At 67.5% G+C, this 24,409-nt stretch carries 25 protein-coding genes and 1 pseudogene; 12 read left to right on the forward strand and 14 right to left on the reverse strand.

The window, feature by feature from the left end; all coding sequences use genetic code 11:
- Positions 1-62: 62 nt before the first annotated feature.
- Positions 63-1,244, reverse strand: coding sequence for an SPFH domain-containing protein (locus tag FEJ81_RS15865; protein WP_138246204.1), 1,182 nt, complete (start codon positions 1,242-1,244; stop codon positions 63-65).
- Between the two features lie 72 nt (positions 1,245-1,316).
- On the reverse strand, positions 1,317-1,910 hold the full coding sequence (locus FEJ81_RS15870; RefSeq protein ID WP_138246205.1) for an NfeD family protein: 594 nt from the start codon (positions 1,908-1,910) through the stop codon (positions 1,317-1,319).
- A gap of 245 nt (positions 1,911-2,155) precedes the next feature.
- On the opposite strand from FEJ81_RS15870, the gene FEJ81_RS15875 reads away from it, so the two are divergent.
- From FEJ81_RS15875 to FEJ81_RS15895, 5 genes are read left to right on the forward strand one after another with little or no spacing between them, the layout of a single operon-like run.
- Positions 2,156-3,244: a M48 family metallopeptidase gene (locus FEJ81_RS15875; protein WP_138246206.1), complete on the forward strand. Its 1,089-nt coding sequence runs from the start codon at positions 2,156-2,158 to the stop codon at positions 3,242-3,244.
- Positions 3,241-4,902, forward strand: a complete 1,662-nt coding sequence (locus FEJ81_RS15880) for a DUF4129 domain-containing protein (RefSeq protein ID WP_138246207.1) — start codon at positions 3,241-3,243, stop codon at positions 4,900-4,902. Before FEJ81_RS15875 ends, FEJ81_RS15880 begins: the two co-directional genes overlap by 4 nt.
- On the forward strand, positions 4,899-5,573 hold the full coding sequence (locus FEJ81_RS15885; RefSeq protein ID WP_138246208.1) for a DUF7269 family protein: 675 nt from the start codon (positions 4,899-4,901) through the stop codon (positions 5,571-5,573). The genes FEJ81_RS15880 and FEJ81_RS15885 overlap by 4 nt, the downstream gene beginning before the upstream one ends.
- Complete coding sequence (locus tag FEJ81_RS15890; protein ID WP_138246209.1) at positions 5,570-6,925, forward strand: DUF58 domain-containing protein; 1,356 nt, start codon at positions 5,570-5,572, stop codon at positions 6,923-6,925. Before FEJ81_RS15885 ends, FEJ81_RS15890 begins: the two co-directional genes overlap by 4 nt.
- Entirely contained in the window at positions 6,922-8,301 is a 1,380-nt protein-coding gene (locus FEJ81_RS15895) for a hypothetical protein (RefSeq protein ID WP_138246210.1), read from the forward strand. Before FEJ81_RS15890 ends, FEJ81_RS15895 begins: the two co-directional genes overlap by 4 nt.
- Here the strand turns inward: FEJ81_RS15895 and FEJ81_RS15900 are convergent.
- Together FEJ81_RS15900 and FEJ81_RS15905 are read right to left on the reverse strand one after the other, a co-directional pair.
- The gene (locus FEJ81_RS15900; RefSeq protein ID WP_138246211.1) at positions 8,287-9,255 is read right to left on the reverse strand and encodes an AAA family ATPase; all 969 of its coding nucleotides are present in this window, start codon (positions 9,253-9,255) and stop codon (positions 8,287-8,289) included. The genes FEJ81_RS15895 and FEJ81_RS15900 overlap by 15 nt on opposite strands.
- A gap of 72 nt (positions 9,256-9,327) precedes the next feature.
- Entirely contained in the window at positions 9,328-9,675 is a 348-nt protein-coding gene (locus FEJ81_RS15905) for a DUF7471 family protein (protein ID WP_138246212.1), read from the reverse strand.
- A 186-nt stretch (positions 9,676-9,861) separates the two neighbouring features.
- Between FEJ81_RS15905 and FEJ81_RS15910 the strand changes: the two genes are divergently transcribed.
- Positions 9,862-10,302 (forward strand): SPW repeat domain-containing protein, encoded by a 441-nt coding sequence (locus tag FEJ81_RS15910; RefSeq protein WP_138246213.1) that lies wholly within the window; start codon positions 9,862-9,864, stop codon positions 10,300-10,302.
- A gap of 147 nt (positions 10,303-10,449) precedes the next feature.
- A complete protein-coding gene (locus tag FEJ81_RS15915; RefSeq protein ID WP_138246214.1) occupies positions 10,450-10,779 on the forward strand; it encodes a YbjQ family protein in 330 nt (109 codons plus the stop codon).
- Between the two features lie 55 nt (positions 10,780-10,834).
- Here the strand turns inward: FEJ81_RS15915 and FEJ81_RS15920 are convergent, their stop codons facing one another.
- Complete coding sequence (locus FEJ81_RS15920; protein WP_138246215.1) at positions 10,835-11,881, reverse strand: phosphatase PAP2 family protein; 1,047 nt, start codon at positions 11,879-11,881, stop codon at positions 10,835-10,837.
- Between the two features lie 172 nt (positions 11,882-12,053).
- On the opposite strand from FEJ81_RS15920, the gene FEJ81_RS15925 reads away from it, so the two are divergent.
- Positions 12,054-12,581: a winged helix-turn-helix transcriptional regulator gene (locus tag FEJ81_RS15925; protein ID WP_138246216.1), complete on the forward strand. Its 528-nt coding sequence runs from the start codon at positions 12,054-12,056 to the stop codon at positions 12,579-12,581.
- Between the two features lie 78 nt (positions 12,582-12,659).
- Here FEJ81_RS15925 and FEJ81_RS15930 read toward each other — a convergent pair whose 3' ends face one another.
- A complete protein-coding gene (locus FEJ81_RS15930) occupies positions 12,660-13,679 on the reverse strand; it encodes an AI-2E family transporter (RefSeq protein ID WP_138246217.1) in 1,020 nt (339 codons plus the stop codon).
- Between the two features lie 116 nt (positions 13,680-13,795).
- Here FEJ81_RS15930 and FEJ81_RS15935 point away from each other — a divergent pair, with 116 nt between their 5' ends.
- Positions 13,796-14,533, forward strand: a complete 738-nt coding sequence (locus FEJ81_RS15935; RefSeq protein ID WP_138246218.1) for a DUF547 domain-containing protein — start codon at positions 13,796-13,798, stop codon at positions 14,531-14,533.
- Between the two features lie 20 nt (positions 14,534-14,553).
- On the opposite strand, the gene FEJ81_RS15940 is transcribed toward FEJ81_RS15935, so the two are convergent.
- On the reverse strand, positions 14,554-15,264 hold the full coding sequence (locus FEJ81_RS15940; RefSeq protein ID WP_138246219.1) for an amphi-Trp domain-containing protein: 711 nt from the start codon (positions 15,262-15,264) through the stop codon (positions 14,554-14,556).
- A gap of 109 nt (positions 15,265-15,373) precedes the next feature.
- Between FEJ81_RS15940 and FEJ81_RS15945 the strand changes: the two genes are divergently transcribed.
- Positions 15,374-16,180, forward strand: coding sequence for an HNH endonuclease (locus FEJ81_RS15945; RefSeq protein ID WP_138246220.1), 807 nt, complete (start codon positions 15,374-15,376; stop codon positions 16,178-16,180).
- Positions 16,181-16,212: 32 nt separating this feature from the next.
- On the opposite strand, the gene FEJ81_RS15950 is transcribed toward FEJ81_RS15945, so the two are convergent.
- Positions 16,213-16,971 (reverse strand): Lrp/AsnC family transcriptional regulator, encoded by a 759-nt coding sequence (locus FEJ81_RS15950; RefSeq protein WP_138246221.1) that lies wholly within the window; start codon positions 16,969-16,971, stop codon positions 16,213-16,215.
- Positions 16,972-17,254: 283 nt separating this feature from the next.
- Between FEJ81_RS15950 and FEJ81_RS15955 the strand changes: the two genes are divergently transcribed.
- Entirely contained in the window at positions 17,255-19,543 is a 2,289-nt protein-coding gene (locus FEJ81_RS15955) for an amino acid permease (RefSeq protein WP_138246222.1), read from the forward strand.
- Between the two features lie 26 nt (positions 19,544-19,569).
- On the opposite strand, the gene FEJ81_RS15960 is transcribed toward FEJ81_RS15955, so the two are convergent.
- The 6 genes and pseudogenes from FEJ81_RS15960 to FEJ81_RS15985 all read right to left on the reverse strand — a co-directional run bounded on the left by FEJ81_RS15960 (position 19,570) and on the right by FEJ81_RS15985 (position 23,468).
- A complete protein-coding gene (locus tag FEJ81_RS15960; RefSeq protein ID WP_138246223.1) occupies positions 19,570-20,298 on the reverse strand; it encodes a nucleoside phosphorylase in 729 nt (242 codons plus the stop codon).
- Between the two features lie 124 nt (positions 20,299-20,422).
- Entirely contained in the window at positions 20,423-20,725 is a 303-nt protein-coding gene (locus tag FEJ81_RS15965; protein WP_138246224.1) for a HalOD1 output domain-containing protein, read from the reverse strand.
- A gap of 140 nt (positions 20,726-20,865) precedes the next feature.
- Positions 20,866-21,753 (reverse strand): carbohydrate kinase family protein, encoded by an 888-nt coding sequence (locus FEJ81_RS15970; protein WP_138246225.1) that lies wholly within the window; start codon positions 21,751-21,753, stop codon positions 20,866-20,868.
- Positions 21,754-21,839: 86 nt separating this feature from the next.
- On the reverse strand, positions 21,840-22,661 hold the full coding sequence (locus FEJ81_RS15975) for a DUF63 family protein (RefSeq protein WP_138246226.1): 822 nt from the start codon (positions 22,659-22,661) through the stop codon (positions 21,840-21,842).
- Positions 22,662-22,788: 127 nt separating this feature from the next.
- A pseudogene (locus tag FEJ81_RS23795) lies at positions 22,789-22,922 on the reverse strand (ribose 1,5-bisphosphate isomerase); the annotation flags it as partial.
- Positions 22,923-23,078: 156 nt separating this feature from the next.
- Positions 23,079-23,468 (reverse strand): hypothetical protein, encoded by a 390-nt coding sequence (locus tag FEJ81_RS15985; RefSeq protein ID WP_138246227.1) that lies wholly within the window; start codon positions 23,466-23,468, stop codon positions 23,079-23,081.
- 240 nt (positions 23,469-23,708) lie between these two features.
- Between FEJ81_RS15985 and deoC the strand changes: the two genes are divergently transcribed.
- Complete coding sequence (gene deoC, locus FEJ81_RS15990) at positions 23,709-24,344, forward strand: deoxyribose-phosphate aldolase (RefSeq protein WP_138246228.1); 636 nt, start codon at positions 23,709-23,711, stop codon at positions 24,342-24,344.
- Positions 24,345-24,409 lie beyond the last annotated feature (65 nt).

Raw genomic sequence — 24,409 nt, forward strand, 5'->3', positions numbered from 1 at the left:
GCGAGAAATAAGACGTAAACCGATGGCACCGAGACGAATCGACGGCGACTGAACGGAGACAGTCAGTCGCTCGAGGAGGGCTCGTCGTCCTCGTCGGCTGCCATCTCAGTGCCGCCGTCGGTCTGGCCTTGGAAGTCTTGGTCCATCTCCTCGATGACCTCGTCCGGATCCGAGATATCCGCCGGATCCTTGCCTTCCTTGATCGCTTGGGCCTCCTGTTCCATCGCTTCGACGTCCATGTCCGCTTCCTGATCGATCTCGCCGATGATCTCGGCGATATCGTCTAGCCCGATCAGTTCGCGGGTCTCGTCGTCGAATTCGCGGCTCTCGAGGTCCGTGCCGTTCCCCTCGACGTCGCTGCCCGAGAGGTGCTTGCCGTAGCGGCCGACCAGCGAGGTGAGTTCCTGGGGCATGACGAACGTCGTCGACTCGCCCTGCCCGATGTCGCCGAGCGTCTCCATTCCCTTGTCGATGATGGCGCGCTCGCCCATCGATTCGGCGGACCGTGCACGCAGCACGGTCGAGATCGAGTCACCCTGGGCCTCGAGGATCTGGCTCTGTTTCTCACCCTGTGCGCGGATGATCTCGCTCTGTTTGTCACCTTCCGCCTTCTCGACGGCACTGCGGCGTTCACCCTGTGCCTCGAGAATCATGGCGCGGCGTTTCCGCTCGGCGGAGGTCTGTTGCTCCATCGCGCGCTGGACGTCCTTCGAGGGGTTGACCTCGCGGACCTCGACCGACTCCACTCGAATGCCCCACTCGTCGGTGGGTTCGTCGAGTTCCTGGCGGATGCGGGCGTTGATCTCTTGGCGTTTGTTCAGCGTGTCGTCCAGTTCCATGTCGCCCAGCACGGCGCGCAGGGTGGTCTGGGCGAGGTTCGAGACGGCCTTCTTGTAGTCGTCGACCTGCAGGAACGCCTTCTTGGCGTCCATCACCTTGATGTAGACGACGGCGTCGGCGGTCACCGGCGAGTTGTCGCGGGTGATCGCTTCCTGACGGGGCACGTCGAGCGTCTGGGTACGCATATCGAACGCGTACGTGTTCGAGACGAACGGGGGGACGAAGTTGATCCCCGGCTCGAGCAGTTTGCGGTACTCGCCGAAGACGGTCAGGGCGCGTTTCTCGTAGGCGTCGACGATCTCGATCGCGCTCAGCAGTGCGGCGATCACGAGGACGAGGACGATGGCACCGACGAGCAACACGGCTGCGCCGGTGGCTTGCATCGGGAACAGTTGTAGCACCATATTTCGGCCTTACGGCGGTGGGGAGAAAAGCGTTCCCTTATTTCGTCAACATGTGAGACCCGAACCCACAGGTCAACTCGAGCGCTCCGTTTCGGTCTCCGGTTCGGCGTCGGTCGTCGATTCGTCGCCGGTGTCCGTGGGTTCTCGGTCGTCCTGTTGCGCGTCTCGTGCCAGCGCGCGATCGATCTCGTCCTCACCGATCGCGTCGAGGGATTCGACCGTGAGCACGTTTCCGCCGCCGGGGTCGATGACGATGACCTCTTCGCCTTCCTCGATCGTTCCGCTAGTCGTTCGCGCGCTGTAGTAGGGGGCGAACCCGCCCTCCTCGAGTTTGACCTCGCCGCTGCGGTTCGTGACCGTCTCGGTGACGTAGCCCGTCGCGCCGGACAGCGAGTCCGAGTCCGTGGTTCGGGCCGTCCCTTTGCCGCCGTAGAAGTCGAAGCGGTTGTAGATGTAGGCCGCTGCAAGCCCGATCACGAGGGTCAGTCCCGCCAGAATTATCGGGCTAAGCGGGGCCGGGAAGAGCACGCCGATCAACCCTGCGCCGACCAGCGCGATCCCGATGACGATGAGGTGGGCACCCGGCGAGATGGCCTCGAGTACCATCAGTACGAGGCCCACCACCAAGAGCAGGAGCGGCACGTTCCCCACGAGGGATTCGACCATACGTAAGGCTATAGTCCCGCCCGAATTAAATGTTTGTCAAGTGCCACGCACGAGTTCGATGTGGAGCCGATCGCGGTGAGCCGTCGCCGTTACGGACCCGCTCGAGCACCATCGCGGCTCTCCGGATTCGGCGACGACACATCGGTCGTCCGACCGGAGCGGTCGGTAACCGGAGACGATACTCGCCCGAAACGTTCGGGGAAAATTTTTGGTCTCGGAGTCGAGAATTCGATCAAGCGCCCTCCATGAATCTCCGCGTGCGGATCTGTGCAGTCCTCGGTGTATTCGTCGCGGTTACTACCGTGTTCGTGCTTACGCTGCTGTGGACGTACGGCGTCTTGCTCCCGGGCGTCGTCGGCGGGACGATCGTCTTCCTCCAGTACGGCACCGTCGAGTTCGACCCCCTCCGGTTGCCGGTCTCGTGGGCAACGGCGCTGGTACTGGTCGGCGGCTTCCTCGCGGCACAGACGTATTACGGCTATCGGCGCGTGCTCTCGGGAACGCACGGCGTCGCCGGTGACGAGGACCACGCCGTCGCCCGAACGGTCCGGCGACTGGCGATGACTGCCGACGTGCCGGAACCGGACGTTCGCGTCGTCGCCGACGAGGCGGCGAGCTGTTACACCGTCGGTCGGCTCACCGACGCGACGATCGTCGTCACGACGGGACTGGTCGAGGCCCTCGACGCCGACGAACTCGAGGCAGTCCTCGCCCACGAGATCGCCCACGTCGCAAACCGGGACGTGACGCTGATGACGATCACGACGCTGTTCCTCGAGATCGCCGATCGAGCCTACCACGCGGCGCTGCTCGCGCGCCGCGCGCTTTCCGATCCCGGCGAACTGTCGGGCGGCGACCGGGTGGCGGTGTACTGGTTTCTCCCCTTGGTCGTGCTCACCTCCGTCTTCGTCGCGCCGATTCTCTGGGTGTTTCCGACGATCGCCGACTGGGCGACCCGAACGCTGTCACAGACGCGTGAGTTCGCCGCTGACGCCGCGGCCGCCCGGATCACCGGGACGCCGATGGCGCTCGCGAGCGCGCTGGTGACCCTCGCCGAGACGGCCGGAACGCCGGAGACGGACCTCCGGACGGCCAGAACGCGAGCGCTGTGTATCGTCCCGACCGATCCGGTAACGGGCGACGAGACGGCGTTGCTGCCCGAGATCCAGCAACCGACTGATGAGACGACTCGGCGCGCGAACGTGACGTCGTGGCTCGAGGCCACTACGCCCTCGGGACCCGTCCATGCCGACTCGTCCGATACTCACCCGCCGGTCGACGTCCGCGTGCGACGGCTGTCCGAGATGGCGGCCGAACTGGAGGGGACAGCGTGACGGGGGCGCGCCGGCTCTTGCTCGTCGTCGGCTGTCTGTGCTGTCTGTTCGTCGTCGCGAGCGCGCTGCCCGCGGCGGATCCGCGACTCGACGGGCCCGGTGGGAGCGACGGCGAGCCGATCGCCGGCGACTGGGACTCGATGGAGGACACCCCCGAGTTCGTCACGGAATCGCCCGACGACACGAACGGGCCGGACGACGATCGCGACGACGAGTCGAGTACAACCATCGAGATCGACGAGGAAATCGAACCGGGACGCAACGTGACGGTCCAGACCGACTATACCAGCCATTTCACCACGAGAACCATCGCAGTGAACGGCGAGAACGTCACCGAGATAGACGAGTTCGGCAGGGCCACGATCGTCGTTCCCTACGCCGAGGAGATGACCGTCTCGATCCCCGAGCAGAATCAATCGCGAACGTTCGATGTCCGGACGGCTGCGACGCTCGAGATCCGCGGCGGGGCGGCTCCGGCTCGCGACCTCGAGATCACGGCCGAAGTCGGCTCGACGCCGGTGCCCAACGCGACGGTCTCCCGCGACGGGACGGCGGTCGCGATGACCGATGCGGACGGGGAGGCCACCGTGACGCTCCCGGAGACGACCGGTCCGGTCGACCTCCGCGTCGAACGCGAACCGGTCGCCGGCAATCGGACCGTCGAGGTGGCCGAACCGACGGTCGAGTTCGTCTCGCCGGTCCTGTTCCCGGGCTCGCCCGCTCCGGTCCAGGTGTCGGCCGACGGGGCCGGCGTTCCGAACGCGACGGTCTCCCTCGAGAGCGGCGGGACGGCGACGACCGGCGAAAACGGGCGGACGCGGCTCTGGCTGCCGATCGGCGACGAGGCGACCGTGACGGCCGAGGTCGGTGCGGAGACCGCGACGGCGACCGTCGGGGACCTCTACCTGCGGCTGGCGGCGGTCGTCGTGCTCGTCCCGGGGTTCTGCATCGGCGGTGTCGTAACCTACTACCGACTGATCGCCACCAGTGAACGACGGCGCGGAAACGCGGTGGCCGAGCTGTTCGTCGCACTCGCGGACCTCGTCGGGGGCCTCGGAACCGCGCTCAGCCGACTCTTCGGCGCTATCGGCGGATACAGCCTGCCGTCGATATCGCTCCCGACTATCTCGATGCCCAGTCTCGAGTTCGGCGGCACCGGCCGCGGGTCCCCCGCCGTCGGTTCGGCCCTCTCGTCGATCGGCCGGGCGTTCGGCTCCCTTCCGTCGCTCGGGTCGTTGCGCTCGTTCGGCCGATCGTCGGCCGACAGCGATCGGTCGCTGCTCGAGGGGATTCTCGGACCGACTGCGGATGACGAGGACGCCGACGAGCCGGGCGATTCCGAGGGTGACGAAGCGGGGAGTCCCGATCTCGCGGCCGAGCCGCTGGCCCCTCACGGGCCGCGCGCGGAGGTCCGGGCGGCGTGGCACGCGTTCCTCGATCGCCTCGAGATAGCGGACCGCGAGACGGCGACCCCCGGAGCGGTGGCTCGCGACGCGCTCGCCGCCGGGTTCCCCGCCGACCGCGTGAGCCGCCTCGTCGCGATCGTTCGCGATATCGAGTACGGCGGCCGCGAGCCGTCGCCGGAGCGGGCGGCGGCGGCGCGGGCCGCGGTGCGTGAGCTGCTCGACCACGAGCCGGACGAGGAGGGATCGGAATGAGTTCGCGTTCGTCTTCCGGACCGGGGCGAGATCCGCTGGTCCAGCTCCCTGCCATCGATCTCGAGCGAGTCGTGACGGCCGTGGTCGGTGCCGGTGTCGTCCTCGCGATCGGGGCGGTGCTACTCGGCGGCTTCGTCCCGTCCGTGCGGGCCCTCACCGTCCTGTTGTACCCGCTGGCAGTGCTGTTTCCGGCGCTCGGGATCGTGATCGCGGCGGCCACGGGCTGGTGGCTGTGGACCCGCGACCGCTCGAGCGAGTCCCCGCTGCTCGAGGGCGTCCCGCCCGAAGACGGCGTCAGTCACACGGAGACCGCGGTCGGCCGCGAGACGGAACGGACCATCACCGACGCCGCACAGGGCCGGTACCGCTGCCGGGCAAACGAGTCGGCGACGGACGTTCGGCGACGGCTCACGAAGGGTGCGGTTCGCGTCGTCGTCACGAAACGCGGGCTTGCGACCGACGCGGCTCGCGAGGCCGTCCGCTCGGGGACGTGGACCGACGACCCGGTCGCCGCCGCGTTCCTCGCCGACGGTCGGCGACAACCGCTCGGCGAATGGCTCCGGGCCGCGGTCGACCCCGGGGCGGCGTACCAGCGCCGCGTCCGTCGCACGCTCGCGGCGATCGAAACCATCGGCGGGGACGCCCGGACCGACGCGGAGGTGGACCGATGAGCGATCGGACCGTCGAGCGACTCGGGGGCGACGAGTGGGCCATCACCGCGACGCTCGCGCTCGCGGGGCTCGGCATCGCCGCCGGCAGCCAACTCCTCGTCGCCGCCGCAACGCTCCCGCTGTGGTACGTCGCCGCGGCCGCGTTCGGGACGAATCGGCCGGCGATGGTGCGTGTCAACCGTCGGATTTCGGTTCGCGACGGTGCGAGCGGCGGGGTCATCGACGACGTCGACGAGAGCACGAACTCCGGTTCCGCGGCGGTGTCAGCCGACCCCGGTGAGACCGTCACCGTGCGGACGACCGTCCAAAACGCCGGCTCGGAGACGATCGTCGACCTGCGCGTCGTCGACGGCGTCCCGGAGGCGTTGCCGGTCGTTTCCGGCTCCCCGCGTGCGTGCGAGACCCTTGAGCCGCTCGAGGAGACAACCCTCGAGTACGAAATCGAACCCCGGCGCGGCGAGCACGCGTTCGACGACGCGACGGTTCGAACGCGCGATCTCACGGGGACGGTAGCCGAGACGTGGCGGGCGGGCGTGAGCGGCGACGACGCGGTTCGCCGTTCGCCGACCGTCGAATCGGTGTCGCTCGGCGACGGGGCGAACGACTACGCGGGCGAGGTGCCGACCGACGAGGGCGGCAGCGGCCTCGAGTTCTACGCCGTCCGCGAGTACGAGCCGGGCGATCCGGTCCGGTCGATCGACTGGCGGCGATACGCCGGGAGCCGGGAGCTGGCGACCGTCGAGTACCGCGCCGAGCGGGCGACGCGGATCGTCTGCGTCGTCGACGCCCGACCGAGCCAGTTCAGTGCGGCGACGACCGCACGGCCTCCCGCGATCGAGCGGTCGGCCGACGCCGCCGAGCGAGCGCTCGAGGCGCTGGTGGCCGCGGGCCATCCGACCGGCGTCGTCGGGCTCCACGAGCGGCGGTTGACGACCGTCGCTCCGGGAACTGACCCCGCGACGAGACGGGAAGCGTCGCAGCTACTCGAGGGCGTCCGGGAGGCCAATTACCTCGGCTACCGGTCGAACGCTCGGACGCGAACCGACGATCCCGTCGCGGACCTTCCCCGGACGCTGCCGGGCGAGGCGCAGGTGTACCTGTTCTCCTCGTTCGTGGACGACGAGCCGGTCGACCTCGTCGAGCGGCTTCGGGCGCGGGGGTACGCGGTCCGCGTGATCTCGCCGGACGTCACGGCCGGCCCCGACGATATCTCGACGCGGCTGGAATCGCTCGACCGGGAGACGCGACTGGCTCGAGCCCGCGCGACGGGCGCTCGCGTCATCGACTGGGACCGCGAGCAGTCGCTCGGGGTCTTACTTCGCAACGCGATCAGGACGGGAGGGACCCGATGAACACCGACGGTCGACTCCCGCCGACGACGAGGCGAGGGATCGCGTTGGCCGCCGGTATCGGTGCGCTGGCGCTCGCCCTCGCGGAACCGCTCGTTGCCGCCGGCGTCCTCGTCGGGATCGGTCTCGCGGCGGCGGTGGGGTTGTCCGCGAGTTCGTACCGCCGCGTCGCGGTCGCGTCGGCGCTGCTGCCGATCGTCGTCCTCGGCGGGGTCGCCGTGGTCGGTCTCGCGGGAGCGCCGATAGCGGCTCTCTCGGCGCTCGTCGGCGTGATCCTCGGACTCACCGCGGGTGGCGTCCTCGGTGGTGAGCCGACACCGGTCGCGCTCCTACGAGCGGGCGCGGCCGCGCTCTGTTCGGCGGTCGTCGCCGGCGGCGTAGCACTTCTCGCCGCCGGAATCGATACGCTGGGCGGTGCTGGACCCGCACTCGAAGCGGTCCCGTGGCTCACCGGCTACGGGCCGTCCGGACTGTTCCTCGCGCTCGTCGCCGCCGCCGTCGCGGTCGCGTCCGCCCTCTTTCTCGTCCCGCCGGCGGCGTTTACCGTCCCCTCGAGACGCGACGCCTACGACGGGACTCGAAACGCACTCACGAGGATGATCGGGGTCGCGGCCGCGCTCGCGATTGCCGTGCTGGCGGTACTGACGATGCTCTCCCCGTTCGCCCCGCCGCTCGAGTCGCTCGTCGACGCGGTCGCCGGCAGCGTGGTCGTTCGCGGACCGCTCGCGGCCGTGACGGGTGTGGCCGCCGTCGTCGCCGTCTCGGCGGCGGTCGTCCGCGGCGCGTGGGTCCAGACGGACGGGCGTCGAAACGCGACCGTCGCGATCGTCGTCGGCGCGGTCTCCGGCGTGGGGCTCGCGGTCGCCGGCGTCGGGAGTCTCGGCAGCGTCGAGACGACTCTCGTGGCCGCTGGTTTCGGCGCGACGGCAATCGTCCTCGGCGTCGGCTGGCTGGTGGCGTGGCTCTACGAGGGCGCGGTGCTGCAAGACGATGCCCCCGACCCCGTTACCGCCCTCGCCGGGGCGCTCGCGGCGGGCGGGATCGTCGCCGGTTCTACCGTCGACGCCGTGCTCCTCGACCTCGAGACGGTCCGGACCGGTGCGGCGGCGTTCGTTCCGATCGCGGCCGCGCTGTTCACGTACGACGTCGGTCGTTACGGGCGGACGCTGGCGCGCGAGATCGGCCCCGACGCGTCCCGGCGGCCACAGCTCGTGCGGCTCGGCTGGAGCGGGGCGATAGCGGTCGTCGGCGTCCTCGTCGCGGCTCTCGGACTGGCCGGAGCGGCGGTCTTCGCGCCGACGCTGTCGGTTCCGGCGACGGCGGGCGTCATCGGCGCCGTGGCCGCGGTCCTCGGCGGGACGTGGTTACTGGTCCGCTGAGGGCGGTTCCATCGCCGGCACCGCACACTCCTCGAGCACGCCGTCGATTACCGCGCGCCGGGAGACGCCGTCGACGCTCGCCTCGGGCGTCAATACGAGGCGATGGGCGAGCGCGGGCCCGGCGATTCGTTTGATGTCCTCCGGAACGACGTACTCGCGACCCTCGAGGACGGCTCGAGCCCGGCTCACCTCGAACAGCCGCTGGACGCCGCGGGGCGAGACGCCGACGTCGACGCGGCCGTCGGTTCGGGTCGCTCGGCAGACGTCGCCGATGTAGTCGCGGACCGGGCCCTCGACGGCGATTCCCTCGGGAACGCGCTGGAGTTCGAGCACCCGCTCGCGGTCGACGACCGGGTCGACGGTCGGGTCCGGGCGGTCGCGGTCGGCCCGGCGGTCGATCAGTTCCCGCGTTCCGTCGGCGTCGGGATACCCCAGCGAGGTCTTGATCATGAAGCGGTCGCGCTGGGCCTCGGGCAGTTCGAACGTCCCCTCCTGCTCGACGGGGTTCTGCGTCGCGATGACGACGAACGGGTCGGGGAGGTCGTGGGTCTCGCCGTCGACGGTCACCTGTCCCTCGCCCATCGCCTCGAGCAGCGCGGACTGGGTCTTCGGCGGCGCGCGGTTGATCTCGTCCGCGAGGACCACGTTCGCGAACACCGGTCCGGGCGTGAAGTGGAACTCGCCGGTCTCCTCCTCGAAGACGTACGACCCGGTGATATCGGCGGGCATCAGGTCCGGGGTGAACTGGATCCGGGAGAACTCCAGCCCGAGCGCGGTCGCGAACGACCGCGCGGTGAGCGTCTTGCCCGTTCCGGGCACGTCCTCGAGTAACACGTGACCGCGGGCGAGCACCCCGGCAGTGACCTCCTCGAGAACGGTTCGATCGGCGACGACTGCGGAGAGGATCTCGTCGACGACGGCTGCCGCCGTCGCCGCGGTGTCGGGGACTGACATACCGATACCCGTCCCTACGCGAACTTATATCTCACGACGACCGACACGAACGACGGGGCCCGGTCGCGCGGACTAGTCGTCCGGGTCGACCGAGACGGCGTCGGTCCTCGAGCCGCTCCGATAGACCGCAGCGAGGACCAGTACCGCGATCAGGAAGTCGGAGCCGTGCTCGACGAGGTGGTGAATCGTCATCGGAACGAGGCCGAGGACGGTCCCCAGCCCGGTCACCGACCGGACGACGAGCACGCCGAGTGCGACCGTTATCAGCAGGTATCGGAGCGTCCGACGCCGAGAGTACGCGACGAGTCCGGCGACGAACAGCACCGCCGTTCCCAGCACCGCGAGCGCGATCACGCAGACGAGGACGGGGGCGAGTTGCGGGTTTAACCACTCGCCGGCGACCGACGTTGGGAGCGCCATGCGATCGATACCTGTAATCGGGCGGACACCCACCTATTCCCTTCGGTATTTCCGGCCGATCCAACAATCTTCTCGCGTGCGTGAGAAACGACACGGTGGGGACATCACGCGGACCCACGAGTTTTCCCGACAGGTGCAGGCACTGTCGTTTTGCGCGAATGGCAGCTACCGGGAGGTGAGGAAACTATGAGTGACACACCGAATACCGATACCGACACCGACCGCGAGACCCGAGCCGACTACAACTCGCTGAACACGGACGCAATGCAGTGGCTGAGTGCCCTCGTCGCACTGATCGGGCTCTACATCGTCGCGTCGCCGTTCATCCTCGAGTCGACGGAGGCGGCGATCTGGAACGACACGCTCGTCGGGACGGCGATCTTCCTGACCGCCGGCTACAACTTCGTCCGGCTGTCGAGAGATCGACTGGCGAGCGTCGGCGTCGCGTCGCTGGCTGTCCTGCTCGGCCTCTGGGCGCTTATCTCCCCCTCGTTCATCGAGATGGGGAGCAGCGAACTCGCGACCGGGACCGCGATCTCCGGCGCGGCCGTCGCCCTCATCTCGGCGTACAACGCCTACGCGAACAACAAGGCCGATACGCCCGAACAGGCACGCGCTCGAGCCTGATGCCGAGGACGATTCGTTGCGTCGCCGACTCTTTTTGACCGGAACCGCTCGCGGTGAGCGGGCGGACACGGATACCGCCGAGCGGATGTTCCGAAGCTGTACATCCGACTCTCGATTTATATCTGATCGCAACGTATCCACCTGTGAATGTCTGAAATAACCATCACGACGACGGACGGCCTCGAGGGACGGGAGATCACGGACTACCGCGGCGTCATTTCGGGGGAAGCGGTCATCGGCGCGAACGTCGTCAGCGACATCGCCGCCGGCATTCGGGACGTCGTCGGCGGACGGAGCGGCTCCTACGAGAAGAAGATCGAGCAAGGGCGAACGGAAGCGATCGCCGACCTCGAGGCCGAGGCACGGGACCTCGGGGCCGACGCGGTCGTCGGCGCGACGTTCGACTACGAGGAGATGGGCGAAGGCATGCTGTGGGTCAACCTCTCGGGAACCGCGGTCGAGACGCGCCGGGAGTAGCGACGGCGGCCGAGTTCCGGCCGCTCGAGCATGCTGGAGGGCGATAATGGCGACCCTACGTCTCCGGACGAATCCAGCTCCGAAGTCGGACGCCGTACTGCCGACCGAGGGTCAGCCCGCGTCGCCACGTCGTCGGCGAGAGCAGGAACCGAAGCCCGAGGGCTGCCATCGTCGTCCAGAAGACGAGCGCCGTCCAGAACCGCTGGGCGCGCTCGGAGTGTTTCATCACCGGGACCGTGACGAACGCGGCGAGAACGACGCCCCGCACAGCGCCGCGAGCGGGCAGCGAGAAGAGGTGAAACTCGTCGATCGCGACGGCCAACGGCGCGAGCGCGCCGGCCGCGAACACGCCGCGAACGACGAGCGGTCGAACCGCGTCCGATGGCCGGTCGGCCGCGCACACGTGCCGTCCGAGCACTACGAGTTGCCAGCCCCCGAACGCGCCGAGTGCCGCTCCGAGGAGCGAGACGCTATTGGCGTCGACACCACTGACGACGAGGTTCACGGTTCCGGCGACGATCGCGAGCGCGAACGCCCCCGTTCCGTGATCGATCGAATAGCGGGCGAGGAGCCGTTCCGCACACAACAGGAACGCGATTCCGACGGCGACCCCGGCGACCACGTCGACGAGGTAGTGGACGCCGAGCGCGATGCGCGAGAAACACACCGCAGCGATACCGATTCCCGCACCGGCGAACCGTCGGCGATGAGTGCTGATCGAGAGCCGGTGTGCGAGGCCGAGATACACGATAGTCGTCATCAGCGCGTGGCCGCTCGGAAAGCCGTACCCGCCGGCCATCGCGGTCGCTTCGTAGAGCGGTTGGAGTATCCACGGCAGCGTCTCGATCGCGACTAACGGTTCGCCCGGACGCGGTAACGAGAAGACGTGTTTGAGCGCGCTGATGAGCGCGAGTCCGGCGAGCGTAAAACCGACGATGACGGCGGCGTCTTCCCGTTTCTCCGCGTGAAACCAGTAGATGAGGCCGACGAAGAGACTGAGAAACCAGACGTCGCCCAACTGGGTGACGAGCGCGACGAGTACCGCCGCCCACTCCGGGATCACCGCCTGAACGGGTTCGAACTCTCCAATTCCACGACTCATAGCTACTGATAATCGAGGTATATAGTAAACTGTTTTGACGTGAGAGGACGCGTGTACGGGCGAACCCGCGACCGAGAGACGGTTCTCGAGGGTTGGGAACGTGGGAAACCCGTTATACGTCCCCCAGCAGTAGCCGACGATACGTCCGCGTTTCGGACACTACGAGATATCGATGACCGACACTCGACAGCAGATTCAGGCCCACATCGGCGACAACGCCGGCGTGCACTTCAACGAACTCGTCAGAGAGTCCGACTTCGCACCGGGACAGGTCCAGTACCACGTCCGGCGGCTGCGCGAGGACGACCGCCTCGTCCGCGAGGAGTTCTACGGCCGGACCCACTACTACCCGCCGGCGTATGACGAGTGGGAACGTGCCGCACTGGCACTGTTCCGTCGGGAGACCGCCCGCGAGATCGTCGTCTACCTGATCGATCACGAACCGGCAGCGCCCGGTGACATCGCTGACGCCCTCGGGATCGCACGGAGTACGCTCGAGTACCACCTGAACCGGTTGGTCGAACACGAGCTCGTCACGAAGCGCTACGACGACCGTAATCGGGTCATCCTCGAACTGGCCGAGCCCGAAGCGACGGGCCGGCTGCTGGCGACGGTGACGCCGACGGTTCCCGACCGGCTCGTCGACCGGTTTACGCGGCTCGTCGACGAGTTGCTCGCGGGCGGGCAGGAATCGCGGTAGCGGTCGCGGTAGCGGTCGGGTACTGTGGTCGTGGTCGGCGGTCAGTTGCGGTCGCCGCCAGCCGACCGCAGGGCAGCGTTACGACATCCCGGGCGTTTCCTCGAGTCGGTCGTAGTGGTCGTTCATCACGTCGAGCGTCGCGATCAGCGCGCCGAGGACGACGGGGCCGTAGAACAGACCCATGACGCCGAAGGCGTAGACGCCGCCGAGGACGCCGAGGATGATGACGGCAGGGTTGAGTTCGGCGTAGCGATCGACGAGGACCGGCCGGAGGTAGTCGTCGGAGAGGCCGACGATGATCACGCTGTAGACGAACAGCCCCACTGCGAACAGTGGCTGGTCGATCAGGAAGAGATAGACGACGGCCGGCCCCCAGACCAGAAACGAGCCGATCAGCGGGATCAGCGAGAGGATGATCATGACGAACGTCCAGAACGCGGCGTTCGGGACGCCGGTCGCCAACAGCCCCAACCCGGCGAGAGTCCCCTGAATGATCGCGATCAGGACGTGCCCGGCGAGGACGGCCCACATGACTTCGTCCAGTTTCTGGTAGAAATCGTCCTGTGCGTCGTCCGGCAGCGGCGTCAGTTCCCGCAGCCACGCCAACAGGTCCCCGCCGTCTTTGAGCAGGTAGTAGAGCAGGAACAGCGCGAGCCCCAGTCCGATCAACACGTGCGTAAGCGCGCTGAACCACTCCGTCGAGCGCTCGAGCACCATCGTCCCGGCGCTCTGTGCGGCGTCGGCGAGCGCCGACGGCAGATCGACAGTCTGGCCGGTCTGTTCCTCGATCGCCCGCTCGAGGTCGGCCACCTGCAACGAGTCGGTGTTGACCTGCTCGAGGAGTCGGCGAGCGTCGCTGGCGACCGCCGCGACGATGCCGATCAGCGGGACGACGAAGCCGGCGATCGCGAGGGCGACGAGCCCGAAGGCGGCGATCGGCGCCGCGACGTGTGTCTCGAGGCGCTGCTGGACCGGGTAGAGGACGTAGGCGATGAGGATGGCACCGAGGATGTACTGGAAAAACGGAAGCACGAGCAACAGGGAGAGATACGCGAAGAGGGCGACGAGGACGAGGAGAAATCCCTTGCTGAGATTCACACCATTATTTCTACCGTCGGCAGCATAAAACCACGGCCTGAACCTGTATTCAGTCCGGACTGTCGTGCGTACCCGTCACACGGCTTCAAGGGGCTGGTTCGCGAATTTCGGACCGAATGTCGACTCAGCTCGATCCCCTCTCGCTCTCGGCCGATCTCCTGTATACGGTCAAGACCGAGGGAGACGCCGATCAGTTACGAGAGCATCTGGCGGCGCTCGAGCGAACGCAGCTAGAGCGAGCGCTCTCCGGTCGAGAGGGGAAACTCGCCTTCTGGCTCAACTGTTACAACGCCTACGCGCAACTGCTGATAGAGGAGGAAGAACCCGATCTGCTCGAGGGCGGGCTCCTCGACCGCTGGAAGTTCTTCGCGCGCGATCAGATTCCCGTCAGCGGGGTCTGGCTGAGTCTCAACGATATCGAGCACGGCTTGCTCCGCAGTTCGAAGCAATCGTGGGGTTTCGGCTACGTTCCCCGGCTGTTTCCCTCCTCGTTCGAGCGGCAGTTCCGCCTCGAGGAGTGCGATCCGCGGGTGCACTTCGCGCTGGGCCACGGTGCCGAGCACTGCCCGCCGATCGCGGTCTACTCGCCGCGGGATGTCGACGAGGAACTGGACATCGCGATCGAGTGGTTCTTAGAGGAGAACGTCAGCTACGATCCCGCGGACGACGCGGCGACGGTCCCGCGACTGTTCCGGCAGTACCGTGGTGACTTCGGCGGCAAGCAAGGCGTCGTCGACTTCCTCCGGGAGTACAACGCCGTCCCGGAGGGGACGACGCCGGTCCTCGAGTACGAACAGATAGACCACTCCGCGGAACTCGACGTGGATTTAGACGCCGAAGACATCCGATCGTAGCTCGCCGCCGCCGACTCGACCTACTCGAGTCGATCGATCCTCGCCGCCGGCGCGCTCCGCATGACGCTTCGGGCCGCCCGTTCGGCGTTGGACCGCGAGGCGTACCCCTCGCCGCTGTCGGCGACGATGTTTCCGTTCCAGTGGACGAGCCGCCAGCGCCACTGGCCGCCCTTGTCCTCGTAGACCTCGAAGCGACTGGTTCGGCCGGAGTCGGCCGCCACCGCCGTCTCGTCGGTTTCGTCCGCCTCGACGCCGTCGTCGCCACCGTCGCGGTCCGCCACCCCCTCGAGGGGCATCACCGCCGCCACGGGATCGACGTCCGCCGAGTCCGCATCCGCACCGCGGTCGGCGGTCTCGGTTTCGGCGGCCGCAGCCGTCTCGGCCGACCCGGCGGTGTCGCCGTCGGCGATCGAGTCGCGGTCCGTGACTCGAACGCTCGAGCCGTCGGGGTCGTCCCACTCGAGTTCGAGTTCCAGTTCGCCGACCGGCGGCTCGTCGTCGGCATCGTACTCGGCTTCGAATTCGGCGACGACGCGCTCCGGAACGGCGATCCTAACAGTTTGATCGTCGCCGTCCAATCGGACGGGGCGGCCGTCCTCGAAGGCGGTCGCGAACTCGCGGAAGACGGCGGCCAGTTCCGCGCGGTCGTACCCGCGCTCGAGTTCGAACTCGGTTTCGCCGTCCGTCTCCGAGTCGTTCGATCCGTCCGAATCGTCGGGTGAGTCGACCATACGGGGATTACGAGCGGCGTCCGGTTAGTATTTCGTGCGCTCCCACCGAACGCCGTCGGTCGTCCGGGCTGTCGGTGCGTTTTTGTCGTCGCGCTGTCTTCGCTCGGCCATGACTTCACGCGACTGGCGCGCCGACCGCGATGCCGTCCTCGACCGCGACGGGTTCTCGTGTCGACACTGCGGCACCGACGGCGGCGACGACGACCCTGCCGCGCTCCGACTCGTCCCCGTCGGCGACGTTCCGCTCGAGGGAGATGTCCACGAGAGCGCGCTCGTCACCGTTTGCGACGAGTGTTTCGCGACGCTCGAGTCCTCGCCGTCGGCGGACCCGATCGCCAGCGACGAGCTGTTTCGCCGCGTCCGCGCAACGACTGGCGTGCAGGGCGAGACGATTTCGGACATCGCGTCGTTCGCGTCAATCGCGACGTCGCTGCCCGCCACCCTCGAGTCCGCCGTCGACGACGGAACGGACGCCGAACTCGACGACTCGATCTCGGAGTATCGCCGCAGTCGCCGCGACGTGTTGCTCGCGCTCGCGGTCGTCGACGCCCGACTCGAGCGCCTCGCCGCCCTCGACGGCGGCGCGTACGACCCCGAGATCCGGACCGCGCTCGAGGGCTTTTCCGACGCCGCGGCCGACCTGCAGTCGACGCTCCGCGAGGTCGTCGCACTGAGCGAAACGGTCGCGATCGGCCTCGAGCGCTGCCACGGCTGTTTCGGCGCGCTCGAAGGGGAGACGTGTGAGACGTGCGGGCTCGAGGCGCGCGAGACCGCGGAGTGGGAGGGCGACGACGGGGCCCTCGCGTTCGAGCGGCTGTTCGCGACGATCAACGACCGGCTACAGGGGGCATCGGAGACGACCGAGACGCTGACCGATCGAACGACGACGCTCGCGCGACGGCTTACGGCGGCGTAGTCGGGAGAGAAGTCGAACGACTCGCGAACCGCTCAGGTGTCGGCGACCACGCTCGAGTCGAAGTTCGCGATCGTTTCGTCGGTCACGCCACCCCGGGAGAACAGCGTGACGATGTCGTCGGAACGGATTTCCGTGTCGCCGTGTGGTGTCAGCACGGTATCGTCTCGCTCGATAGCGATCACGAGCGTGTCGTCGGTGAGGGCATCACAGCGGGCCGCTTCCTGAATCCGCATTCCGGCGGCCGGGGCGTCCCGATCGACGGTCACCTCCGCGACTTCCGCGTCGCCGGAGAGGCTGATGAAGTCCGTCAGCACGGCGTTCTGGGTCTCGTCGGTGGGACCGTACGGCGAGTACGCGCGAGTCGTTTCCGTCTGAACGAGCACCTCGTCTTCGATCTCGACGCCGAGATCCGAGAGCGATCGGGCGATCCGGCGTAAGTCCTCGGTGTCGCTCCCGACCGCAAGCACGTGCAGGTTCCGCCGTCCGGTCATCAGTTCGCGGACGTTGACGACTCCCGGAATGATCTGGGCCTGTCGCGCGATCGATTCCCGCTCGGAGACCGGCGCGTTGCACATAAAGAGGTTCGGCAGATGACCGTCCGCCCGTTCGAAATCGATGCTCGCGTGATAGCCGGTGATAACGCCCTGCTCCTCGAGTTGCGAGATCCGGTTCCGAATCGTCCCCGGGGAGACGTTCAGGTCGTCCGCGATCGCCGGAGCCGAGGTGTTCCGAGCGTCACCCATCAGCGCGTGAATGATCCGACGATCGATCTCGTCGAGCCGATAGTCCATATCCGCGCTGTACGCCGGCGGGTACTATATTCTCCGTTGATCGTCGTCGGTAGTGTCACCAACATATTATTTTTGCTGTATCAGTAATTTATTGGATCTGCACTCAGGTATCCCCAATCATATCGGATTATTTATACCGGTGTCGCGGAAAGGACCACACAAATGATCGAGGACGACCCCGCGAGGCCCGCCGCGAGCCGGCGGGACGGCACTGGTATGCGGAACCATCGACCCCGCTCGAGCGCGGATCGGCCGCGAATCACACTGCGGCAATGCCAGACCGATGAGTGACGACGAACTCGCCAAGGACCTGGGGCTCCTGTCCGCCCTCGCGATCGGTATGGGGACGATGATCGGCGCGGGTATCTTCGTCCTCCCCGGCGCTGCCGCTCAGGAAGCCGGCCCGATAGTCGTCGTCTCGTTCGTGATCGGCGGCGCGATCGCGATGGTCAACGCGTTAGCGGTGAGCGAACTCGGGACGGCGATGCCGAAAGCCGGCGGCGGCTACTACTACGTCAACCGCGGTCTCGGACCGCTGTTCGGGTCGATCTCCGGCATGGGCGACTGGATGGGTCTGGCCTTCGCCTCGGCGTTTTACTGCATCGGCTTCGGGGGCTATCTCACCGACCTGCTCGCCGGCACGGTGCTCGCGCTGCCGACGCTCGAGTTCGGGCTGTTCGCGCTGACGGACATCCAGTTGGGAGCCCTGATCGCCGGGCTCCTGTTCGTCGGCGTCAACTACGTGGGCGCGAAGGAGACCGGGGGCGTCCAGACGGTGATCGTCACGGTCCTGTTGGGCATCCTTACGATCTTCGCCGCAACCGGCTTTCTGCATTTCAACTGGGGGACGTTGACGACCGACGGGCTCGCGCCGACCGACGCGGGCTACGGCGCGATCCTCCCGGGGACCGCCCTCGTCTTCGTCTCCTTTCTCGGCTACGCGAAGATCGCGACCGTCGCGGAGGAACTGAAAAACCCCGGTCGGAACCTCCCGATCGCGGTCATCGGCAGCGTCGCCGTCGTGACGGCCATCTACGCCGTCCTCGTCGGCACGATGGTCGGCATCGTCCCGTGGCACGCACTCGACGACAGCGTGCCCGTCTCACAGGTCGCCGAGATCACGTTCGCGGGGATCCCCGTGCTCGACGCCGTCGGCGTCACCCTGATCTCGCTGGCAGCGATGCTCGCGACCGCCTCGAGCGCGAACGCGTCGATCCTCTCGTCGGCCCGGATCAACTTCGCGATGGGCCGGGACAAGATCGTCACGGACAGACTCAACGAGATCCACCCCACGTACGCGACGCCGTACCGGTCGATCCTGCTGACCGGCAGCGTCATCGTCGTGTTCATCGCCGCGCTGGGACAGGACCTCGAGATCCTCGCGAAGGCGGCGAGCGTGCTCCACCTGATCGTCTACGGCCTGATGAACCTCGCGCTGATCGCGTTCCGGCAGGCCGACGTGCCCGACTACGACCCGGACTTTCGGGTGCCGTTCTACCCGGTGACGCCGATCGTCGGCACAGTGCTTTCCTTCGGCCTCATCGGGTTCATGGACCCGATCGAAATCGGCCTGAGTCTCGCCTTCGTCGCCGTCGCGGTGCTGTGGTACGCGCTGTACGCGCGCTCGAAGACGCCCCGGCAGGGCGTCCTCGGCCAGTACATCCTCGACCGGTCCGAGGCGATGCCGGACGTCGCGGTTTCGGCGGCGAACGCGGCCAGACCCGATGGGTCGGGCGAGTATCGCGTGCTGGTCCCGCTGGCAAACCCTCGGACCGAGCGACACCTGATCGAGTTCGCCAGCACGCTCGCCGCCGAACGGGACGGCATCGTCCACGCGGTCCACGTGGTACAGGTCCCCGACCAGACGCCGCTCGAGCGCGGTGTCGAACGGATCGACACCGAATCCGAGAGACTGCTCGAGCGGGCCCGCGAGCACGCCGCGGCCCGCGACGTGGAGATCGAGACGACGACGATCGCCTCGCATCGTTCCGTCGAGGAGGTGTTCGACGCCGCCCGCGAGTACGACGCCGATCAAGTGGTGATGGGCTGGGGCGGGGACCGGCCGTGGTCCGTGGGTCGCGCCGAACAGCCGCTCGACGAACTCGCCCGCGACCTCCCGTGTGACTTCCTCGTGTTGAAAGACCGGGGCTACGATCCCAGCCGGATCCTGCTGCCGACCGCCGGCGGACCGGACTCCGATCTCAGCGCCGAGATCGCGAGAACCCTGCGTTCGGCCACCGGTGCCTCGATCGACCTGCTCCACGTCGTCGACGACGAGAGCGAGCGCGAGGCCGGCGAGGCGTTCCTCACCGAGTGGGCCGCCGACCACAATATCGGGGACGCCGTGCTCACGGTCGATACGTCGGGCGATATCGAAGGTGCGATCGACCGCGAAGCCGCCGGAGAGACGCTCGTAATCATCGGCGCGACCGAGCGCGGCCTGCTCTCCCGGCTCGTCCGCGGCTCGCTCGTCTTCGACATCGTCGACGACCTCGAGTGTTCCGTGTTGCTCGCCGAGCGGCCGACGACGCGGTCGCTCCGCGAGCGGCTGTTCGGTCGCTCGAAGAAGTAGAAACGGGCGGTCGGATTCGGAACGGCTTACAGTTCGGTCGCGGCCTCGAGCGAGAGATCGATCGCGCGCCCGACGTTGTTTTTCGCCTTGTCCGGGAGTTCGTCGTCCTCGGTGTCGGTGCCCTTCTGGGTGCCTTCGACGAGGTTGCCGTCGACGGTACAGATCGCGCCGGCGCGCAGTCCCTTGCGGCGGGCCAGCGAGAAGACGGCGGCGGCCTCCATCTCGACGGCTAACATGCCGGCGTCCTCCCAGTCGGCGACGTGTTCGTCGGTCTCGGCGTAGAAGGCGTCGTCGGAGACGATCGGGCCGACGTGGACATCCTCGTCGTTCGCCTCGGCGGAGTCGACCAACGCCGAGAGCACGTCGTAGTCCGGGACCGCGGGGTACTCGGTGGCCTCGTAGCGCTTGCTCGTCCCCTCGTGTTTCGCCGCGCCCGTCGCGACGATCATGTCGCCGATCTCGATGCCGGACTGGAGCGCGCCGGTCGTCCCGACCCGGAGGAACGTCTCGACGCCGACGTTGGCCATCTCCTCGATCGCGATCGCGGCGGAGGGACAGCCGATCCCCGTCGAGCAGATCGTCAGCTCACGCCCCTCGTAGGTGGCGTTGACGATCTTGTACTCCCGGTTCTGTGCGATCGTTTCCGACTCGTCGCAGTGATCGGCGATCCGATCGACTCGCCCGGGGTCGCCCGGAATGAGCGCGATGTCCGTCAGATCTCCGTCGTCGACCAGCAGGTGTGGTTGGGTCGCCATACCGTCGGATTCCGCGGGCGGTACAAAAAAAGGTTCGAGGAAGGGCCGAGGCTGACCGACTCGCCCGGCGATCCTCGACAGCACCCCCGTTTCCCGCACTCGCCCGGCGACCCGCCCGTCGCCGTCAGTCGATCGGGCACACGTCGACGCGCTCGGATCGGATCGTGACCAGCGCGTCGTCGATTTCGAACTCGACGGTCCCCGCCGACCGGCTATCGCCCCGATTCGTCTCGGCGAAGAGGCTGTCGAGTGCGTCCGGATCGATGTAGTCGTAGAGCTGCGTACTGGCCGCGGTAACATCGTCACCGTAATACCGGGCCAGTGCCGTTGCAGCGGCGATACTCGGCGGTTCGTCGTCTCGTCGGTCGTACTGGATGCGCCGTTGAAGGTCACATCCGTGGGACTGGTTTACCCTTCCTTCCGTCATGTCTCTCAGTCACGGGATCGTGACTGTTACTGGAGTGGCCAACGGCGTCGTCCATATAACTACCGTCAGACAACACCCGGTGAGAACCACACGACTGCAGCGCTTTCGCGCGGTCCGGAGAGCGCGTAAGAAGGCACCGGTCAGGATCGGCGTGTGAGAACGTCCTCGACCGCCCCTTTCGTCGGTGCGTTCCGCGCTCCGTTGTGGCTCGCGGTCAGCGCACCACAGGCGTTTCCGACCGCGAGCGCGCGGTCGATCTCGCGCTCCGCGAGCCACGTCGCGAGGAATCCCGCCGCGAAGGCGTCGCCCGCGCCGGCCGTGTCGATGGGATCGATGTCGAACCCCGGATGAACGACCGTGCCCTCCGGCGTGTACGCTTCCGCCCCGTCGGCCCCGCAGGTCACCACGACGATCCGCTCGTCGGTCGCCGCATCGATCGTGTCGGCCTCGAGCAGCGCCGCGGCCTCCCGGTCGCTGACGAAGACGAGGTCCGCGAGCGCGAGCGCCTCGCCGTAGTCCCGATCGCCGATCCGGCGGCCGGGATCGAAACTGACGGAGACGCCCGCCTCGCTCGCGATCCGTGCGATCGCAGCGGCGGTCTCCGGCCATTGGCCCGTGAGGTGGACGTGGTCGGCCGTCCGAATCCGTGCCGGCTCGAGGTCGTCGGGCGTCACCGCCTCGTTGACGCCGTCGTTGCCGAGTATCGCGACTTCACCGGTTTCGTCGACCAGCAGGTACTTGACGGCCGTTTCGGCCCCCTCGATAACGCGGACGCCCTCGAGGGAGACGCCCGCGGTCTCGAGTTCCCGACGGGCGAGCAGGCCGTGGTCGTCGTCGCCGACGCTCCCGATCAGTTCGGTGTCGACCTCGAGTCCGGCGAGTGCGGCGGCGACGTTCGCGGCGCTCCCGCCGCCCGACTGGCGCTGCGAGCGGATCGCCGCCTCGCCGTCGGGTTGGGGAAACCTGTCGACGCGAAGGGTCACGTCCCAGTTGACGTGACCGGCGGCGAGTACCGTGATCGGATCCATTCGAGACTACTGAGAGGACGGCTCCGCCCGGCAAAAATCTAGGGCCAACGCGGCGGAGTCACGCGGTTGCGGTGGGAATAGAACGCTCAGGCGACGGCGAACAACAGCGTGTTGTGGACGGCCGGTCCGAGCCCGACCGCGGCGACCAGCGCGAGGAGCGTCCGAGCCTGCTGTGGGGCCTCGTCGACGTACTCCCGGAAGAGGCCGAGGATGACCATCGCGAGGACGACCTTGACGAGGACGAACAGCCAGCCCGCACCGACGTACTCCGCGGTCGGCAGCGCCTCGCCGGCCTCGAGAATCAGCAAGGAGAGCGGCACGTCCTCGCCGGCCCCGAGGACGTCGTAGCCGATCGCGGTCGTGACGCCGTCCAAGGTGTGGCCGAAGACGACGAGCGCGCCCGTCGCGCTCGTTGTCGTCGCGATATCGGTGAACCAGAGACTTAGCGCGATCCACGCGACCGCGGTGACGATGCCGGCGACGACGACGGCGATGACCGGCCAGAACGGCTCGAGCGTCCCCGCCTCGAGACCGAGCGAGAGCGCGAACATCGTGAAGACGGTGAAAAACGCCGTCCCGGCGATGCCGACGAACCGGGGGATCGTCGGCTGTAACCCGCCGACGTGGAGGAAGATCGCGATAATCCAGACGACTCCCGCGACGGTCGCGGTCACCGCGTAGACCATCGGCGCGGTAAACAGCGGCTCGATCGTCGCCGGGAACGCACCTAACTTGTAGAGGACGTGGAGACACGCGCCGAACATCATCCACGGCGCGAACGCGATGACCGTCCGATCGGTCACCGGCGGCTCGAGCGCCCACAACAGCGCGATGACACCGCTGAGAACGATGACGACCGGACCCAGCAGGTACCACGGCGGGACGACGAACCCCTCGGGTAATACCATACGGTGGAATAGCTCACACCAGTGACTAACACTTTCCGATTATCGGATATTCACTGAATCGAATACGTCCGACGCTCATGGCAGCGCACACGGCACGTTCGGCTGGATATAGACCGCCTCAGGCGGTCTACGGGTCAATGGTGGTCTCGCCGACTCGTTCCCGGCCGAGTGACACGATGCGTTCCGGCGAGAACTGACCGCGCTCGGTGACATAGCGTCGACGTACCGCGGCGGCGTCACGTCGAAGGCGGGGTTGTCGACGTATTGAACGGGAAAAAGGATGCCGTCGGCTGTGACTCGGTATCGTATCCGTCACGACGGTCCGGAGAATCGCTGCGGGACCGACAGACAACGGTTCCGTCGAGCCTCCGATCGAACGCCGCTTCGGTCCGCTCGACGATCCGAAGAGACCGAGCCTCACTCCGAGCGAGACGCTCGGTACCCCGCGATCGCTTCGGAGAGCACGTAGCTACACACGATGAGAACGAAAAGCGGTAGCCAGACCGTCTCGAGCGTGACGGGTCCGATCGTTCGGTCACCCGCGTAGAGGACGATCGCTCCCCCGCCGAGTAAGACCCCGAGCATCGCCACATAGCGCCACCGCGTGTCGGGCGGGACCGTTCCGTCGGCTCTCCGGATCGCGAGATAGAGGTGTCCGCCACCGAAGAGCAGTCCGTTCACCAACAGAGCCACCGCGATCGCGACCGGTCCCGTTCCTGTCCCCACGTCAAATGAGGCGGCGACGAGCAAGACGAGTACCGCGAGGCAACACGCGCCGATATGTGCAGCCGTGTCTCGAGAAACCACGCCGTGTACTTCCGTGGGATCAATATCAGTCTTGTGAAACGTAAAACAGGACTGCGAACCGGTCGTTCGGACAGTCTCGACCGACTGGAACAGTCGGTTCGTCTCCGTAGCGACCGACTGATTCGCACCGAAACGCCGCTCGTGACGGGACCGCGCTGCTGCAGGCTGATCGTCCGGCTCCGCACGACCTCGGGGACTCGAGTGGGCGGCTTTTTCTTCGTCCGGCGAGTCGGCCCGTGTATGGACCGCAGCGAACTCGCCCCCCTGATCGACCACACCGTCCTCGGCCCCGAGACGACGCTCGAGGACGTTCGAGACGTCCTCGATGCGGCCGCCGAGTACGGAATGAACGCCTGCATCCCGCCCTACGCGGTCGAGACGGCCGCCGAGTACGCACCCGACGTGACCCTCGCGACGGTGATCGGCTTCCCGCACGGCCAGCACGCGCCCGCGGTGAAACGCAAGGAGGGAGTTACGGCGTGGCAAGACGGCGCGGACGAACTCGACGTCGTGATCAACGTCGGCCGACTGCGAGCGGGCGAGGACGACGCGGTCAGGACGGAACTCGCGGAACTGGTCGCCGCGGTGCCGATCCCGGTCAAGGTGATCATCGAAACCGCGCTCCTGACCGACGCCGAGAAACGGCGGGCCTGCGAGGCCGCCGCGGCGGCCGACGCGGCGATGGTCAAAACCTCGACCGGCTTCGCCGGCGGCGGTGCCGCGGTCGACGACGTCGAACTCATGAGCGAGTTCCTCCCCGTCAAGGCCAGCGGCGGCGTCGGCAGCTACGACGACGCGCTCGCGATGCTCGAGGCCGGAGCCGAACGGATCGGGGCCTCGAGCGGGGTCGACATTCTCGAGGGCGCACCGGAGTAGAAGCCGGACGGGAACGGCCCGCCGGTCGGTTCTGTGGCGTCTTCGAGCAGGGAGTTTGGGAGCGA

Origin of the sequence: Natrinema versiforme (genome assembly GCF_005576615.1) — an archaeon.
GTDB classification, from domain to species: Archaea; Halobacteriota; Halobacteria; order Halobacteriales; family Natrialbaceae; genus Natrinema; species Natrinema versiforme_A.